The organism is Methylobacter sp. (assembly GCF_023227905.1).
Classification (GTDB): domain Bacteria; phylum Pseudomonadota; class Gammaproteobacteria; order Methylococcales; family Methylomonadaceae; genus Methylobacter_A.
This window is the reverse complement of sequence record NZ_JALOCF010000072.1, coordinates 1-17,634: the sequence shown is the minus strand read 5'-3', so window position 1 is coordinate 17,634 and position 17,634 is coordinate 1. Positions and strand designations below refer to the sequence as shown.

15 protein-coding genes are annotated in these 17,634 nt (G+C 50.5%); 13 read left to right on the top strand and 2 right to left on the bottom strand.

Translation table 11 applies throughout. The annotated features are described in order from the left end of the window. The 3 genes from M0R47_RS19690 to gluQRS all read left to right on the top strand — a co-directional run. A partial coding sequence (locus M0R47_RS19690; RefSeq protein WP_292558035.1) for a hypothetical protein occupies positions 1-189 on the top strand: 189 nt, incomplete at its 5' end. Between the two features lie 21 nt (positions 190-210). Beyond that, a complete protein-coding gene (gene dksA, locus M0R47_RS19685; RefSeq protein ID WP_292558033.1) occupies positions 211-645 on the top strand; it encodes an RNA polymerase-binding protein DksA in 435 nt (144 codons plus the stop codon). Beyond that, a complete protein-coding gene (gluQRS, locus tag M0R47_RS19680; protein ID WP_292558031.1) occupies positions 645-1,550 on the top strand; it encodes a tRNA glutamyl-Q(34) synthetase GluQRS in 906 nt (301 codons plus the stop codon). Before dksA ends, gluQRS begins: the two co-directional genes overlap by 1 nt. Positions 1,551-1,769: 219 nt before the next feature. Here the strand turns inward: gluQRS and M0R47_RS19675 are convergent, their stop codons facing one another. Beyond that, positions 1,770-2,957 carry a GGDEF domain-containing protein gene (locus M0R47_RS19675; RefSeq protein ID WP_292558030.1) on the bottom strand — a complete coding sequence of 396 codons (1,188 nt, stop codon included), beginning with the start codon at positions 2,955-2,957 and terminating at the stop codon, positions 1,770-1,772. Positions 2,958-3,259: 302 nt separating this feature from the next. Here M0R47_RS19675 and M0R47_RS19670 point away from each other — a divergent pair, with 302 nt between their 5' ends. From M0R47_RS19670 to M0R47_RS19625, 10 genes are all read left to right on the top strand, one after another. Continuing rightward, on the top strand, positions 3,260-7,066 hold the full coding sequence (locus tag M0R47_RS19670) for an HAD-IC family P-type ATPase (protein ID WP_292558028.1): 3,807 nt from the start codon (positions 3,260-3,262) through the stop codon (positions 7,064-7,066). A gap of 60 nt (positions 7,067-7,126) precedes the next feature. Next, complete coding sequence (locus M0R47_RS19665; protein ID WP_292558026.1) at positions 7,127-7,666, top strand: heavy-metal-associated domain-containing protein; 540 nt, start codon at positions 7,127-7,129, stop codon at positions 7,664-7,666. A gap of 31 nt (positions 7,667-7,697) precedes the next feature. Then, entirely contained in the window at positions 7,698-8,198 is a 501-nt protein-coding gene (locus tag M0R47_RS19660) for a hypothetical protein (RefSeq protein ID WP_292558024.1), read from the top strand. A gap of 122 nt (positions 8,199-8,320) precedes the next feature. Next, the gene (locus M0R47_RS19655) at positions 8,321-10,993 is read left to right on the top strand and encodes a cation-transporting P-type ATPase (protein WP_292558022.1); all 2,673 of its coding nucleotides are present in this window, start codon (positions 8,321-8,323) and stop codon (positions 10,991-10,993) included. Between the two features lie 52 nt (positions 10,994-11,045). Continuing rightward, on the top strand, positions 11,046-11,882 hold the full coding sequence (locus M0R47_RS19650) for a metallophosphoesterase (RefSeq protein ID WP_292558021.1): 837 nt from the start codon (positions 11,046-11,048) through the stop codon (positions 11,880-11,882). 210 nt (positions 11,883-12,092) lie between these two features. Next, complete coding sequence (locus M0R47_RS19645; protein WP_292558019.1) at positions 12,093-13,781, top strand: ABC transporter ATP-binding protein/permease; 1,689 nt, start codon at positions 12,093-12,095, stop codon at positions 13,779-13,781. A gap of 40 nt (positions 13,782-13,821) precedes the next feature. Further along, positions 13,822-14,940 (top strand): glycoside hydrolase family 5 protein, encoded by a 1,119-nt coding sequence (locus M0R47_RS19640; RefSeq protein WP_292558017.1) that lies wholly within the window; start codon positions 13,822-13,824, stop codon positions 14,938-14,940. An 80-nt stretch (positions 14,941-15,020) separates the two neighbouring features. Then, a complete protein-coding gene (locus tag M0R47_RS19635; RefSeq protein WP_292558015.1) occupies positions 15,021-15,401 on the top strand; it encodes a DUF3465 domain-containing protein in 381 nt (126 codons plus the stop codon). Positions 15,402-15,502: 101 nt separating this feature from the next. Then, positions 15,503-16,099, top strand: coding sequence for a cold shock domain-containing protein (locus M0R47_RS19630; protein ID WP_292558013.1), 597 nt, complete (start codon positions 15,503-15,505; stop codon positions 16,097-16,099). Positions 16,100-16,232: 133 nt separating this feature from the next. Further along, entirely contained in the window at positions 16,233-16,868 is a 636-nt protein-coding gene (locus tag M0R47_RS19625) for a hypothetical protein (protein WP_292558011.1), read from the top strand. A 5-nt stretch (positions 16,869-16,873) separates the two neighbouring features. Here M0R47_RS19625 and M0R47_RS19620 read toward each other — a convergent pair whose 3' ends face one another. Then, positions 16,874-17,401, bottom strand: coding sequence for a DinB family protein (locus M0R47_RS19620; RefSeq protein ID WP_292558009.1), 528 nt, complete (start codon positions 17,399-17,401; stop codon positions 16,874-16,876). Between the last annotated feature and the right edge of the window lie 233 nt (positions 17,402-17,634).

The window sequence follows — 17,634 nt, the reverse complement described above, 5'->3', positions numbered from 1 at the left end:
TCGCGGCGTGGGTCTTTGAGGTCTTCGAAATACGGCAGCGGATTGGGTAACATTCTTGTTATCTCTGCAAATTGCCAATTCTATACTTCTTGTCCTGTCAATGGCGAGATAGCGCGATTGCCCTGGGATGATATCAATAAACCTTGCTATCCGGTTGCTATTCTGCTAAAAATGCGCGGTTTTATTTAATCTTGTCTTAGGAGTTAATGGATGACCGAAAATTCTAAAGCTGGCGCGTCACCTTTCAGTTTTAAGCATTATCAAGAAAAAGAAGGCGAAGAATATATGAACAGTGCTCAATTAAAGCATTTTGAGGATATTCTTAACAATTGGAAAGGCGAATTAATGCACGAGGTAGATCGCACCGTGCATCATATGCAGGACGATGCGTCTAATTTTCCTGATCCAAATGACCGAGCGTCTCAGGAATCGGAATTCAGTCTGGAATTAAGGACCCGTGATCGCGAGCGTCGGCTAATCAAAAAAATTGATGAAGCCCTCAAAGAAATCGAATCAGGCGATTACGGTTACTGTGAGTCTTGCGGTATCGAAATCGGTATCCGCCGTCTGGAAGCCAGACCGACTGCCACTCTGTGCATCGACTGCAAAACACTTGATGAAATTCGTGAAAAACAAATGGGTTAATGCTGGATAAACAACCCGCTATTGGCCGGTTTGCACCATCGCCTACCGGCCCTTTACACCTCGGTTCCATCTACACGGCCCTTGCCGGATTTCTTCAAGCCCGCTCCCAACAAGGTCTGTGGCTGCTACGCATTGACGACCTCGATTCCCCCAGAAACGTAAAAGGCTCCGCTGATAGCATATTAAAAACCCTGGAGGCTTTTGGCCTGTATTGGGACGGTGATGTTTATTATCAAAGCCGACATATTGACATTTATAACGATGTCATCAGCGACTTACAAACAAACAAGCTGGTCTATCCTTGCACATGCAGCAGAAAAACGCTGACAGCTGGTGACAGAGGACAATCGCAGTCCGATGTTTATCCCGGCATATGCAGAGAGCGGCAAACCCTGCCTGACGTCCCATATGCACTGCGCATTAAAGCCGATAAGCGCATCATCACTTTTCAGGATAAATTGCAGGGCCCGGTTTCCCATAATCTCGCCGAGCAAGATGGCGATTTTATCGTGAAGCGCAAAGACCGGATTATCGCCTATCAATTTGCGGTAGTGATTGATGATGATTTGCAGCATGTTAATCAAATCGTCCGCGGCTTTGATTTGCTGGATGAAACGCCGAAACAGATGTACTTGCAACAGCTGCTGGGGTTTCATACTCCCGGCTATATGCATGTCCCTGTTATTGTGGATGAACAAGGCTATAAACTCAGTAAACAGACACAGGCGATGGCGGTTGGCTTGACATCGCCTCATCGGGTTATTTTTGAGTTGCTGGCCTTATTAAAGCAAAACCCGCCGATTGAACTGCAACAAGCTCCGGTAAGCGAGCTGCTTAGCTGGGCGGTTGAGCATTGGAATCCGGACGTGTTAAAAAATGCCCATGCCGTTAGTTGCGATTTTTAGCTGAATATTATCCCTATGCCCTCGCTGAACGCCTGAAGATCAGCGAGAACATAAGTGCTGATTAATCAGGCAGCCTGTTTAGACTCCATCGTTTGTCCAGGATAGATATTAATTCGACTTGCCATAAAAATTTATGATATCCCAATTAAAGCAACCAGAGTCGCTCTCAATGCAAAATGGCTCTGATGGTTTGAAGCGCATTTGCAGCGCTTCCTCAGGTTACGCACCAACCTGATTCAAGCAGTATGATGAATGCATCACCACTCGATTACGGCCTTCCTGTTTGGCGCGATACATTGCCTGATCGGCGGCCGCTACCAGTGAGCTGAACTCCAGTCCGGCATGTATTGAACTAGATACCCCGATGCTGATGGTACTGTGCAAAACTTCGCCGCCGAACTCCATTGCCAACGCGGCATAGTTCTGACGTAAGCGGTCAGCAATTATCCAGGCATCGTTTTCGGTCGTTGACGGCAGCAGAATGCAGAATTCTTCACCTCCATAGCGGGCAAAATAATCGTCGCTCCGAATGGTTGCATGCGCTATCGCCGCCAGACGCTTCAATACCTCGTCTCCGACAGGGTGACCATAACGGTCATTGATAGACTTAAAATGGTCAACGTCGATCATCAGGATTGCCAGTGCATCTCCGGTGCGGGTACACCGTGCGGACAGGCGGGCAGCCTCCTGTTCCAGGCTACGCCGGTTCAGCGCTCCGGTCAGCGCATCACTTAATGCCAATTTTTGAAGATCCGCAGAAAGTCGGTAATTCAGCATCAGCACGAAGCCGAAAGCCAGGCACATTTGCGCCATGCTGCCAATAAAAAAAGTCACAGGATTGATCGATGCTTGCGTATAAAGGCCGTAGGTATTGGCCGGAGCAAGAAAAACGACTATTGCCCTGATCAGTAACATCGTCGCAACTGCCGCGAATGAAGCACCGGTAAACCAATACGCGGTGCGTAGCGGTTGCTCTATGCGGATGAACAAGGCACGGGCGCAGGCCGCATTACATAAGGCAAGCACTAACGAATTGGCGACGACGCGAGCATGAATATCAGGATGGAGGACAACGAACCAAATGCCTTGAATAAATACCAGTCCTGCCAGCGACCATGGAATGTGTTTGCTGCAGAGCCCTGTCTTGAACGCCTGGATGCCGTTGAATTGGAAGCCTGTTCCCGCCGCCACCAATGTAGCGCCGAAGACCAGAACCCAAGCGCTGCCGGGTAAATCCTGCTGGAGCAATGCAAAGCCCAGGCCCAGCCCGATGCATAGACTACCGGCTGCCCAGTGTTGCATTCCGCGGGTATTACCAGCTTGCAACCCTGCTAATGTCAGCAGGCCGGAAAACAGCAGAATCAACGCGGACATCATCACCATCATCGTGCGGGAGTCGAGGTTCATTGCATTATCCGATGGGTGGCGAAAATTTTGAGTTGGGAATACACGATTTTTACAGCTCCTAGTAGGTGTTGTATTGCCGGTAAAACTGCCGTGCTATCGGAGTGAGGCAGGCTGATATGTCCTACCGACAGACAGTCGGTGTATTTATACGGCAATTTAATTATATAGCAGCCAAGGCAGAATGATAGAGCAGAATGCTTACGCCCTGTCAGTATAAAGCTCGTCAAGTTCATTGCTGGCAATTAAACAGCTATCGCTTACAATGTGGTCAAACATCAATTGGCACATTACTAAACCGCGACATGAATGATTATTTTGGTAATAAATCGATACGACAGCTCATTCCCGGCATTCTGCTCGCCTGCCTTTTATTGCTGGGCTTTATGGTGCTGCGTGAATTCTTGCTTACCCTGACTTGGGCGCTGATTATTGCTTATGTGGCATGGCCGCCTTATCGATATTTAAGAGAGAAGCTCAACGGCAATCCAACGCTCAGTGCGGCGTTAATGACAGCCATTATTTCAGCGGTGATCTTGCTGACAGTCTTCTGGCTGGTTGCCATGTTGCAGGAAGAACTGACGGTCGCTTATCAAGCATTAAGGCACGGTATGGGGCAGGGTGATTATCGCCTGCCGGATTTCATCAGTCATATTCCCTGGTTGGGTGATACAGCGCAAAAATGGCTGGAGCGGTTGACTGATGATCAATCGGCAGTCATGGCGCAGTTTGCAGGTTGGGCGCAACAATGGTCAGGCCAGTTCGCCAAGTTTCTTGGAGGCATCGGCGGTTACATCATGAAGCTCGGCGTTATCCTGGTTACGGTATTTTTTTGTTTTCGTGACGGTGACGAAGCGGTTAAGCAACTGCGTCAAGGGCTGGTGCGGTTTTTGGGGAAATACCAGAATGTTTATCTGCAAGCTGCCGGAAATACTACCCGAGCCGTAGTTTACGGTCTGGTGCTTGCCGCATTGGGGCAGGGCCTACTGGCTGGATTGGGTTATTTTGTTGCCGGTGTCAAGGCACCGGTGCTGTTCGGTGCAGTGACCGCGCTGTTAGCGATGGTTCCGATGGGGGCGACACTGGTGTGGCTGCCTTTAAGCATCATGCTGATGGTGACGGAGCAGCAGTGGCAAGGCTTAGGCTTATTGCTCTGGGGTTTCTTTGTGGTGAGTACGGTGGATAATGTGATCCGGCCGTTAGTCATCAGCGGTGCGGGTCGGATACCTTTTCTGGTGGTGCTGTTCGGGGTACTGGGCGGACTCTCGGCGTTCGGCGCTATCGGCCTGTTTTTGGGACCGGTGATTCTTGCCGTCCTGCTTTCCGTTTGGCAAGCATGGTTGAAGTTGCAAAAATACGATAAACAGGCACAAACTCAGGTAACCGAGGCACATACCAAGGTTCGGCCTGATTGGCATACCCAGTCGGCCGAGGAAGCGCTTTCTGCATTGGCTTCGGACGCATCTACCGGCTTAAGCCTGGCTGCTGCCGCTGACAGGTTAAGGCTTTACGGAGCCAACCGTTTGACTGAAAAACCGCCGCGCCCGGCTGTGCATTTACTGCTAGCCCAGTTTAAAAGCCTTCTTATTTTAGTGTTGATAGTCGCGGCTGTTTTGGCCGCCACTATCGGCGATTTAACGGACGGCGCCGTTATTCTGGTGGTTGTGATCATTAACGCGTTTTTGGGGTTTTATCAGGAGTATCAAGCCGAAAAATCGCTGGCGGCACTAAAGAATATGCTTGCCTTGCAGGCCAAAGTGCGCCGTGAAGGCCACAACATTCAATTGCCTGCCGATCAACTGGTGCCGGGGGACATAGTTATTCTTGAGCCGGGCGACAAGATCCCGGCGGACGGACGTATTATTTCCTGTCACACGCTCGAGGTTGACGAGTCGGCGTTGACCGGCGAGTCACTACCTGTTACCAAGCAGAATCAGGCATTGTCGCAAGCCACGATGCCGCTTGCTGATCGTAACAACATGCTCTATATGAACAACGCGGTCACTCGTGGCCGCGCGAAAGTGCTGGTGACCGCCACCGGCATGGACACCGAAATCGGCAAGCTGGCGGGCCTGTTGGCCGAGGCCAAAGACGGGGATACGCCGTTACAAATGCAGCTCGACAGCCTGGGTAAGCGACTGGCCTTGATTGCGGTTGCGGTTATCGGCCTATTGTTTATGACCGCTTTGTGGCGCGGGGAGCCGCTGATACAGACGGCATTCACCGCGATAGCCTTGGCTGTAGCGGCGATTCCCGAAGGTTTGCCAGCGGTGGTGACTGTAACCCTGGCTTTGGGCATGCATCGCATGGCCCGCCAGCGCGCCATCGTCAAGCGTTTGACCGCAGTGGAGACCCTGGGCTGCACGACGGTTATCTGCACCGACAAGACCGGCACCTTGACCGTCAACCAGATGACGGCACGATCCGTTTTTTATAAAGACCGGAACTACAAGGTCAGCGGCGAAGGCTATGAAACCGCTGGTGAGATTTTGCCAGTTGACGGCGGCAAGGCTGACGATGACTTAGCTGATTTATTGCTGCCCTTGGCGCTGTGCAATAACAGCCGTTTCCAGCAGGCGGTGGGCGATCCGATGGAAGCCGCATTGCTGGTGCTTGCCGCCAAAGGCGGTATCGCCAAGAAACAGGCCAGTTTAGAGATGCCGCGTATCGCTGAAATCCCTTTTGATGCCGAACATAAATTCATGGCCACTTTCCATCAACAGGGCGACCAGGTCAAAGTGTTTATCAAGGGCGCACCAGAAGTCCTGCTGAAACTGAGCAGCTCAATTATTGATGGCAACGGTAACTCGCTGCCGGTTAAGCGGGACCAGCTGTTGGCTCAAAACCATACCATGGCCGATACCGGGCTGCGGGTGCTGGGCGTTGCGGTTCGCACCTTGCCTGCAAGCGACTTCAAACCGGAGAAAGACTTGTTCCAGTACGTGCAGGAGCTTACTTTTGTCGCGCTGGTCGGCCTGATGGACCCGCCAAGAGCCGAAGCCGGAGAGGCTATCAAGCTTTGCCGACAAGCCGGTATCGCTGTCAAAATGATTACCGGTGACCAGAAAGTGACAGCCTATGCCATTGCCAAGGAACTGGGCTTGTCCGGCGAAGTGATCGAAGGCGAAGAATTGGCTGGCCTCGATGACGACGCACTGGCCGCGCGTATCAATTCAATCACAGTCTTTGCCCGCACTGCGCCGGAACAGAAAGTACGGATTATCAAAGCCTTGAAAGCTGACGGCCATGTGGTTGCGATGACCGGAGACGGCGTCAACGATGCGCCTGCCTTAAAGAGCGCCGATATCGGCATCGCCATGGGCATCACCGGTACCGATGTTGCCAGGGAAGCCGCATCAATGATATTGACCGATGACAATTTTGCGACCATCGTTAAAGCAGTCCAGGAAGGTCGAGGCATTTACGACAATATGGTTAAGTTCGTGCGCTTTCAGCTGTCCACCAACATCGGCGCCATACTGGCCGTAGCGGGGGCGCCGCTGCTGGGCCTGCCTTTGCCGTTTACTGCCGTGCAATTGCTGTGGATCAATATCATCATGGACGGCCCTCCTGCCATGTCGCTGGGTGTTGACCCTATCCGTGCCGGCACCATGAACGAAGCGCCGCGAGACTCCAAAGCGCAGATACTGTCCTTAAGCCGGTTCGGCAATCTTTTTAGCTATGGGTTGACTATGGCCGTCGGTTCACTCGGGGTTTTGTACTACGGCCTGAAAACCGGTGAAAGCGATATCGCTAGCGGTAGTGAATATGCCGCAAACCTGGCGGAAACAGGCGAGGCGCATGCCGCGACCTTGGCGTTTACCACTTTTGTGCTGTTTCAGGTGTTCAACGTGTTTAACGCCAGGTCGGAAAAAGGCACGACTTTCAACCGGCATTTTTGCGCCAACCGATATCTCTGGCTGGCTATTTTCGGGGTGCTACTGCTGCAAATACTGGTCATACACTGGCCGCCTGCGCAGCAGATATTCCATACCACGGCATTAACGCCGCTGGATTGGCTGATAGCCACTAGTGTTGCGTCGTCTGTGCTGGTTTTTGAGGAACTGCGTAAGTTGTTTCGGTTTGTATGGAGGCGGGCTAAAGCAGGGTGACGCCAGCGATTTAACTCCCTAATGTCAGGGTTGTCTCCGTTTCTGCCGTATGCAGCCTCTATGACTCAACGCGCTCTTTCATTGCCCATTGGCGGCATGCACTGCGCTGGTTATGAGGCGGTTGGCACTACAGAGGTGAAGGAGCTGCCGGGAGTCGAAACGGTCAACACCGATCACAGAGCAAATAAAGTGAAGGTTCGTTTTGATGATGCCCTTGTTTCATCCTCTACAATCCTTGGCTGTATCGAAAGCAAGGGGGATAGCTCGTGGGTCGGGCTGAGGTACGAAGTCCAACACATCGACTTTTATCTTGCTCCGCTCAAACCGAAAGAAAATATATTCTATAACGTGGATGCGATAGAAGTAGGTAGAGAGCGTTATCGTCACGTTGACTTTAAACAAGTTTCCAGTTGTGACAATAAAATTGTCGTTGGCATTCTTGAATATCTCAGAGACGAACAAAATTTTGATGCGAACTGCTGCCCATCCAAGAAAAATGAGGCAATGTTTGAATTGTCACATGGCAAAATACGGTACGTCCGCCAAATCCGATGTCCGGTACGCTTGACCCTAACCTGCCATTCAAGCGGGACGCGCTAATGCGCGCGCCTTAATTAGGATGTTGGAGTTTATGCGAATCTGTCCCAACTGCAAAACACAAATCGACACTGATAAAAAATCTTGCCAGGCGTGTGGCACACTGCTTTTTTATGAAATTATCTGGAAGCAGTTACCAGCGTATCCGGTAAAGATTATTCGGAAAGTAGCCAAGCTATTTGCTTTTTGCTTGTGTTTCGCGCTGTGGCCACTCGCTCTCTTAGCTCCAGGTTGGTTACTTAGAATCCTGCTTCAGTGCGGCAGCAGCATCAGCAGCATCAGCAGCAGGCATAGCTGTGAATATCTGCCCGATCTGGCCGATACAATCATGTTGATTTCTCTTTTGGACGCCAATGTCCTCTTTATTACAATTCCTGCTGGGATTATGCTTTTCGTCATCGGTATCATCACTATGGGCTTATCTCGGGGGAGCCTAATTCGCTGGATACAAGCAATATTGCTGTTGCCTACGACTTTGGGATTAATAATTTATATTATTATGCAATGTTCGACTTTTATAACTCATAAATTTTAAACATGGACGGGCTGTTTGTGCCCGACGTACAAGTGTTGCTACTTGTTGATGAAAAAATCATAAAGTCCGTGGTATTTTAAACAGGTAGGCCTCTGTTTGGGTTTCTGTATTCAGGAGTCGCCATGAAAATACATCAATTCACTGTCGATGAGGCGTTGGCAAGCCTTCATAGCAGTTATGACGGGCTGCCCCAGGACGAGGCCGAATCACGCTTGGACGAGTACGGGCCGAACCAGGTTGAGGAGGTGCGGCGCGAATCGCTGACACTCCGTTTCATCAAGGAATTCACCCATTTTTTCGCGCTGATACTGTGGCTGGCGACAGGTCTGGCGTTTTTCGCCGAAGCCATGCAACCGGGCGGCGGCATGGCTATGCTGGGTTACGCGGTGCTCGGCGTGATCTTGATCAACGGCCTGTTTTCGTTCTGGCAACAATACCGCGCCGAATGCGCTATTTCCGCGCTACAAAAGCTGTTGCCTTATCATGTCAAGGTACTCAGGGATGGCGAGGTCGGGCTGATTCTGGCCGCAGATTTAGTACCCGGCGATGTGATTTTATTGCAGGAGGGTGACAATGTGCCGGCAGACTGCCGTTTGCTCGAAGCCTTTTTACTGCGTGTCAACAACGCCACCGTCACTGGCGAATCCAGGCCGCAGGCGCGTGACGCTGAACCTTCTACGGAAGAAAATCTGGAGCATAGCCGCAATACGTTATTAGCCGGAACCTCGATAGTGTCCGGCGAGGGCAGGGCCGTGGTATTTGCGACCGGAATGCACACGGAATTCGGCAGGATTGCCCATTTAACGCAGACTGCCGTTAAAACCGTTTCGCCCTTGCAATTGGAAATCACGCGTCTGAGCCGCTTTATCGTGGTGTTTGCATTAACGCTGGGCCTAGTGTTTTTCTTTATCGGGCGCGGCATGGGGCTGTCGTTTTGGGAAAATTTTATTTTCGCGATCGGCATTATCGTCGCCAATGTGCCGGAAGGATTATTGCCGACGGTCACTTTATCGCTGGCGATGGCGACCCAGCGCATGGCCAGGCGCAATGCGCTGATCCGGCACTTGCCGTCTGTGGAAGCTTTAGGGTCGGCGACGGTGATCTGCACCGATAAGACCGGTACGCTGACCGAAAACCGCATGGCGGTGCGCGCGCTGTACCTGGATGGACAAATGCTTGCGGCAACGGCGGTACAGCAGCAATTGGCGCTTACTTATCGCCGCTTTTTCGAAGATGCGGCGCTCTGCCATAATCTGAAAGAAACCGTAGTCGAGGGAAAGAGTCAGACCTTGGGCGACCCGATGGAAATCGCGCTGGTGCAGATGGCAAAGACCTGTCTTGGCGAAACGCTTGCTTACCCCAAGATCAACGAAGTGCCGTTCGATACGGACCGCAAACGGCTTTCCACGATCCATCAGACGCCCAAAGGCGTAGTGCTCTATTCCAAGGGCGCGCTGGAAGTGCTGTTGCCGCTCTGCAAGCAGGTGCAAATCGGCGAGCAATTAATGCCGCTGACCGCAGAAATCCGGCAGGATTTTGTTAACGCCCAGGAACAGATGGCAAATCAGGGCTTGCGAGTACTGGCTTTTGCCTGGCGAGAGCTGGAAGTGGAGCAAGCCGGCTCAGCGCAGGAGCAAGACCTGATTTTAACGGCGCTGGTCGGGCTGGAAGACCCGCCGCGAGCGGAAGTGCCTGAAGCGATGCGCAAGTGCCGGAAGGCGGGCATCAAAGTGATTATGGTGACTGGCGATCATCCGCATACCGCTTTGGCGATCGGCCGGCAGATCGGCCAGATTCAAACGGATAATCCGGTGGTCATTACCGGCGAGCAGTTGCGGAAATTGTCCGAAACCCAGCTACGCCTGGCTTTGAACGCACCGGACATTATTTTCGCCCGCGTCGGCGCCGATCAGAAAATGCGCATCGTAGCCGCCTTGCAAAAGAAAAAGCACGTCGTTGCGGTCACCGGCGACGGCGTCAATGATGCCCCGGCACTGAAACTGGCTGACATCGGCATCGCGATGGGCATCAGCGGCACGGATGTCGCCAAAGAGGCCGCCGATATGATTTTGCTGGATGATAATTTCGCCAGCATCATCGCCGCGGTTGAGGAAGGGCGTGCCGTTTATGAAAATATCCGCAAGTTTTTGACTTATATCCTGACTTCCAACATCCCGGAAATTATTCCCTATCTGGCTTTTGCTTTGTTTAAGATACCGCTGCCTTTGACGATCATCCAGATTTTGGCGGTCGATTTGGGGACGGACATGCTGCCTGCTTTGGGATTGGGCGCAGCCAAGCCCGAACCGGGCAATATGAGTCGGCCGCCGCGTCCGCGAAATGAACGCTTGCTCAACTGGCGTTTGCTATTGCACGCTTATGCTTTTTTGGGGGTGATGGAAGCGGTTGTTTCGATGGCGGCATATTTTTTTGTGCTGCACAGAGGCGGTTGGCAGTGGGGCGAAAGGTTGGCTGGTCAAGACCCTCTATATCTTCAAGCCACAACAGCCTGCCTGAGCGCCATCATCGTTGCGCAGATCGTCAATGTATTTCTTTGCAAAACGCCGGAGCGCAGTGTGTTTGGTGTCGGTCTGTTTGACAACCGCATCATACTCTGGGGTATTGCGCTGGAAATAATCTTGATACTGGGTATCGACTATACCGTCTGGGGCAACATAGTCTTTGGCACCCAGCCGATCGCATTCGAAGTATGGCTGTTTATAGTGCCTTTCGCCCTGGCAATGTTACTGCTGGAGGAACTGCGTAAATTTATTATGGTCAGGGTGAGGCGATAATGTTTTTATGTGTGACAAATTGCGGCGGTATTAACTTAATCGGAATATTTCTATGAATAGAAGGTCTTTTATTAAATCAGCATTTTCCGGCGGCGCTTTTGTTTTAGCGGGAAGTTACCCGATATTCATCGAGCGAAACATCGTGCAGGTGAATCGGTATAAGATTCCGATCCCCAATCTGCCGCTTTCGTTCCATGGGTTTACGCTTGCGCACCTGACAGACATACATTTGGGCTTTCTGGTCCCACCGTCGTTTGTTGAAGAAATAGTTCACCGGACCAATCGGTTAAACACGGATGCCATCGTATGTACCGGCGATTATGTCCATAACAGGAACACGATTGAAGAAATCGATAAAGTATGGCCTATTTTATCCAAGTTAAGCGCGAGGTACGGCGTCTATTCGGTTTTGGGCAATCACGATCATTGGGGCGACTCCAGTAGATCCTTGTATTGGCTGGAAAGGTCAGGACAGAATGTCCGTCATCAATGCAAAGCGATCTATAAGGGTAAAGACAGAATTCTGATAGGCGGAGCAGGGGACTTTTGGGGCGACAAGCTAAACATCGACAAGGCTTTTTCCGGCTCGGATCAAGGCGACTGCCGGATACTGTTAGCACATAACCCGGATTCGGTCGACACGGAGTTTGAAACGCCGCTGTCATTGGTGTTAAGCGGCCATACTCACGGCGGCCAGGTTGTATTCCCTTTTTTGGGAGCTCCGAAGCTACCGGTTAAAAACAAAGCTTATTCCAGCGGCCTTATCGCCACTCCCAGAACACCACTGTTTATAAGCCGCGGTATCGGCTGGGCTATTTTGCCGGTGAGGTTCAATTGCTACCCGGAAATTGCGGTGCTGGAGTTGGTAAATCCAAGCTTGGCGGCATAAAACTACCGATAAAGACAAGGAAAAAGCTTCGTTATTGGCATGTCGGTATAATTTATTAATTAGCTAGCTGACATAAATTAGGTTACAAAGGTGTGAAATCAGCAAAAATTCCACTAGAATTGTCGGCTGGTAAAAGCAAGGCAGACTAGAAAAATAAAAAAAGCCGCGTCTTTATATATTATTTATTTCACCCAAGTGCAGGAGTTTTCTTTGCAATTTTCAAACGGGTTTTTCATCCAATTCATTCGGTTAGCAGGGCCTTTTTGGCATTCTGAAAACAAATCCACCATTCGCAGCCTGGCGTTGGCTTTATTCATGCTCACCGTGATGCAAATCGGCATTGCTGTGGTCATTACGATATGGAGCGCTGATCTTTTTAATGCGCTCGAACAACGTTCAATGAGCGGACTGCTTACGCAGATCGGCCTCATCGTGTTGATTTTTGCCGCCAACATAGCAGTCACCACTGCCCATTTTAAAGTCAAGCGACGCCTGCAACTCGACTGGAGGAGCTGGTTAACGCACCACTTGATCAGCAAGTGGATGACCGATGGACGCCACTACCTGGTGACACATATTCAGGGGACGCACGATAATCCTGACGGGCGAATCGCTGAAGATATTCGTATCGCCACTGAATCCGCTATCGAGCTTTCCCACTCTTTGCTTTATTGCTTGTTACTGCTGATCAGTTTTACCCAAATTCTCTGGACGCTTTCCGGCACTGTTACGGTTAATCTGCTGTTCATCGAAATCCCCGTTCACGGGCATTTGGTCTGGCTGGCTATCATCTATGCGGCGTGCGCGTCCTCGTTGGGCTGGTGGCTGGGCAGGCCCTATACTATGGCGACCGATGATAGACAAACCGTGGAAGCCAATTTCAGATTCGGTTTGGTCACTGCACGGGAAAATTCCCTGGCGATTGCATTGGTTCATGGCGAAGCTAACGAGCAGAATCGTTTCATTGCGCTTTTTAACGATATTGTCCATGCTTGGCAACGCCAAACCCTGACATGGTCGCATTTGTTCATGCTCACCTCCGGCTATTCGGTATTATCGATGGCATTCCCCATTCTGGTGTCAGCGCCTCGCTATATCCTGGGCAGTATTTCGCTGGGCGCCTTGATGCAATCAGCCCAGGCATTCCAGCAAACCGCTGGAGCACTGTCCTGGCCGGTCGATAATATGGCCAGAGTCGCAGAGTGGCGGGCTTCGGTTGAACGGGTACTGGGATTGGTTAATGGACTGAATCAGCTTGAGCAGGAAATCGTCCTTCACGACCCGCACCGTATTCACCTGATAAAAACAGATGAGGATGTGTTGAGGTTTCGCGATACCTGTATCATCAGGCTCGACGGCGTGGTGTGCGTGTCGGCTATTAATGTCGAAATCAGGCCGGGCGAACGCGTACTGGTCTCCGGTAACGTCTTTACCGGTTCCAAGTTATTTAAGGCGATAGTCGGTCTCTGGCCGTGGGGAGAAGGGGCTATCGAGTTGCCGCGCGATCCGGTGTTTTTTATGCCGCCACGGCCCTATTTGCCGACCGGAACCTTGCGGGCGGCAATCTGTTACCCGTCAACCCATATGGAATATACCGAGTCTGCGCTTGAAGAGGCGCTTGAGCTGGTAGGGTTGGAAGAATTGAAGGAGCAGCTTGATCACGAAGATAATTGGGCGGGCGCGCTTTCCCGTGAACAACAGCAACGCCTGGGTGTGGTTCGGTTACTGTTACAAAACCCCAAATGGATATTGTTGCAAGAATCTATGGACTCGCTCGATTCTTCCTGCGAAATGAAAATGCTGCGCTTGATAGCCCAAAGGCTGCCAGATGCGGCGATATTGACAATTACTAACGAACCATTGGCGGAGGGCTTTCATCAGCGCCGGATTGAGCTGTAACCCCCGTCTTTTAAGGCTTGTTGCCAACAACAAATAAAAAATGAAGCATGATTTTGGGCATAAATGCGGCAAAAAAGTGCGCGGCGTTAATCTCGGCGGATGGCTGGTTCTTGAAAAATGGATGGCGCCCAGTGTTTTCGAGGGGCTGGAAGCGGTTGACGAAACTAGTTATTGCGTAGAATTGGGCGCCAATGCCGAACCGGCGCTTAAAAAACACTGGGACACCTTCATCACTCGTGACGATTTTGTCTGGTTGTCCAAGGTCGGCATCAATGCGGTACGGATACCGCTAGGGCATTGGATATTCGGCCCCGGCTATCCTTATCACGCCAGCTACGGCAAAAATCCCCATCCGTTTGTTCAGGGCGGCATAGCGGTTCTGGACCGCGCTTTTGACTGGGCCGAAGAACTGGGCTTGCTTGTGGTGCTGGATTTACACGCCGCGCCCGGTTGTCAAAACGGCTTTGATAACGGCGGTATCAAGGATGTTTGCGAATGGCACACCCAACCGGAATATATCGAGCACTCGCTACTCGTGCTGGAGCGTCTGGCCGAACGCTATCACACCCGCCCCGCCTTGCATGCCATTGAAGTATTGAATGAGCCGCACTGGGATATAGACATCGAACTGCTAAAAAAATATACCACCGACGCCTATCACCGCATCCGCAAATACTGCCGCCCCGAAGATGTTGCCGTGGTCTATCATGAGGGGTTCAGGTCATTTCGCGAATACACCGGGTTTTTGGTTGAGCCAGAGTACCGTAATGTGGTGCTCGACATCCATCGCTATCAGTGCTTCGCTTGTGAAGACATCGATACCGATATATACGGGCACATGCAAAAAGCCTGCATCGAGTGGAAGAAGGAAGCCGACGAGATTATCAGCGAGCTAGGCTGCACTTATGTCGGCGAATGGAGCTTGGGGCTGGATCTAAAAATTGTATCGCTATGGGCGGAAGGGCCATTCAACCACACACTTCAAGAGATGGACGATTTCCAGATGGATGTCGCGTACCGGGGCTACGCTGCCGCGCAATTGATCACCTTCGAAAAATATCTGGGCTGGTTTTTTTGGAGTTATAAGACCGAAACGGCTGCGGCTTGGAGTTTTCGCGATTGTGTGGAAAGGGGATGGTTGCCGGGTAGGTTTGGTTGATGTAGTTGCCGTAGAAATGGTGACGGTTTTGTCCACCATTTATTTTCTTTTACTTGGCTCAAACGTTAGAAGGTAAGCTGATGAAAAAACTTTTGCTTGTTGCTGTTCTATTTACTGGATCTACGCTTTTTCACAATCAATATAGCTACGCATTTTCAATCCAGGAAAGTAATTCACAGATTTCTGGCCAGGGCGTTGTCACAAGGTTATTGGCAGACGATAACAAAGGCAGTAGGCATCAAAAATTCATAATTATGTTGCCTTCAGGTCAAACATTATTAATCGCACATAACATTGACCTTGCTCCTAGAATTAACTCTCTTCGAGTGGGTGATTCTATTCAGTTTTATGGTGAATATGAATGGAACGAAAGAGGGGGTGTTGTTCATTGGACGCATCAAGACCTAAGTGGCGCTCATCAAGCGGGTTGGTTGCAACACGAAGGCAAGCGATATCAGTGACGCCATCAACACTCTTACCCTGCTTGTCCGTTAACCGCAGATTGCATGTGACGGAATATGACTTAGTGCGTTCGAGTGATTAAATATGGGAAGGTTAAGTCATGGCAATTGAGAAAGGGAAGCTAGTACGCTGGATTGAAGATAAAGGTTTTGGTTTCATAAAGCCGGAAAATGGGAAAGCTGATATTTTTATCCATATTTCGGCATTAGCAAGCATGAGCCGCAAGCCTGTTATTGGGGATGTTATCCTGTATCAAATCGGTTTTGACGCCAACGGTAAGCTCCGTGCTGTCAATGCAAAAATTGAAGGGGTGAACGAGGTTCTTGCTTTAGTTCCTTTAGAACAGAAACGTAAAAAAGATCTTCCCTCTCCAGCCAAGGAAAGAACTTACCGGAAACCAAGAAAAATCAGCCATTCGCAGAAGAGCTTTAACCTGTTACCAGTTCTTGTTGTTATTGGTGTAGCCGTTTTTATTTACAGTAAAGTCTCAAAAGAAAAAAACTTCGTTGACCAAATTGAAATACCTGCATCTGAAGCACAACCGATAGAACAAACGGAACAGTTTCAATGCCAAGGTAAGGTATGGTGTTCTGAAATGTCCTCTTATGAAGAGGCACTATTTTACCTTCGCAATTGTCCCGGTACTAAAATGGATGGCGATGGTGACGGTATTCCGTGTGAACAGCAATTCCGATAACTGCGGGCTATGACTTATCAAGGTTTGACGATATTTTCTTTATAAAGTCTAATGTAGCCTTTCGCTTACATAGCCTTTATTCACGGCGTTGCTTTTACGCTATCTTTCGGCCTGTCAAAAGAGGGACTTAGAAATGCAGACACAGTTTCTATCAGCTTTAGCCAATAATCCGCAAAACAATATTAACAAGCGCCCGGCAACGCAAACATCCCGGTTTTGGACGGTTTTAGCGGCCTTATTTTTAAGCCTGTCGTTTTCTGCGCCTGGCTACAGCCACCGGGGAGCGCTTGACGAGGTTGATGTTTGCCGTTTCAAGGTCGGCACCGAAGTGGTTCACTTTACCGCCTATACGCCGACATTTACCCAAACCGAGGGTTATTGCCGCTTAATTCCCAATGTGGGATTGACTAATCTGATTTTCGATTATGAGGGCAAAAAGCTCAGGGATGTGTCAATAGAATTTGAAGTGACGAAAGAGCCCGAGGGGACGCAAATTTTTCATCAGGAAGCGCAGAAAATTAAGACCGGAACGGTTAAAGCGGATATTGATTTTTCCAAATACGGTGCCGGTGATTACCTCGCGCATGTGACTATCGTTCATGACGGCGAAAAGCAGGATCACCATTTGCCGTTTGTCGTTGGCGCTGAAGAAGACAAATCACATTGGAAGCGGTATTTGTTTATGCTGATAGGCGTGGTCGTTCTGGTGCCTATAGGCATTTCAATATTAACCAAGAAACTGGGCGACAAAGAAAATACCGGCTCATAGCAGGTTTAGTCTGACGGTATCAAGGCCAGCAAATCGGTGACGCCGACGTCCAGGCCCTGTTGCGACAGCAAGGTAGTCGCCTGGCCTCGGTGGTGGGTCTGGTGGTTAAAGAAATGCAGCGTCAGGCTGCCGTAGTTTTTGATCGATGCTACGCCTTTCATATTGCGATACGCGAGCTTATGGTTCAGGTCGGATGCGTTTAGTTGCCCGCACCAGGCTATGATCGTGCTGTCGAGCCGCCTGCGCTCTTCGCTTAATGCGCTAAAGTCATCATGCAGGGTTTGCGCAAGGGCTTGCGGTTTGGGCATTGCGCGAAGCCGATCCAATGCAGGATGTTGCGCCGGATGTTCGGAAAAGCGCTGCAACCAGATAATGTCGGCTACCACGATATGGTTCAAGGTGCCCAGCAATGAGCCGAAAAATGCGCCGCAATCCCTGGCAAGCTCATCGGCAGGCAATTGGGCGGCGGTGTTGTAGAGTTTTTCGTTCATCCACTGGTTATAACGGCTTAATAAGCGCAAATGCTCAAGCATGGTCTTGTTCCTGTTATCAGCTGATGTTACGCATTCAGTCGAATTTAAATTTAAGGCGTCGCTAAGGCGACAGTTTATTTGAACCGGGTTCTCGCACCCGAGGGCGAGATACTTTTCTTTGCTCCGCCAAAGAAAAGTATCCAAAAGAAAGGCGGCCCGGTTGCCGCTTGTGTCCTGCGCTCCTCGCTTTTGCCGAGGGTCGGCAGAAGGGGCTCCTGCCCCTCTGCCCACGT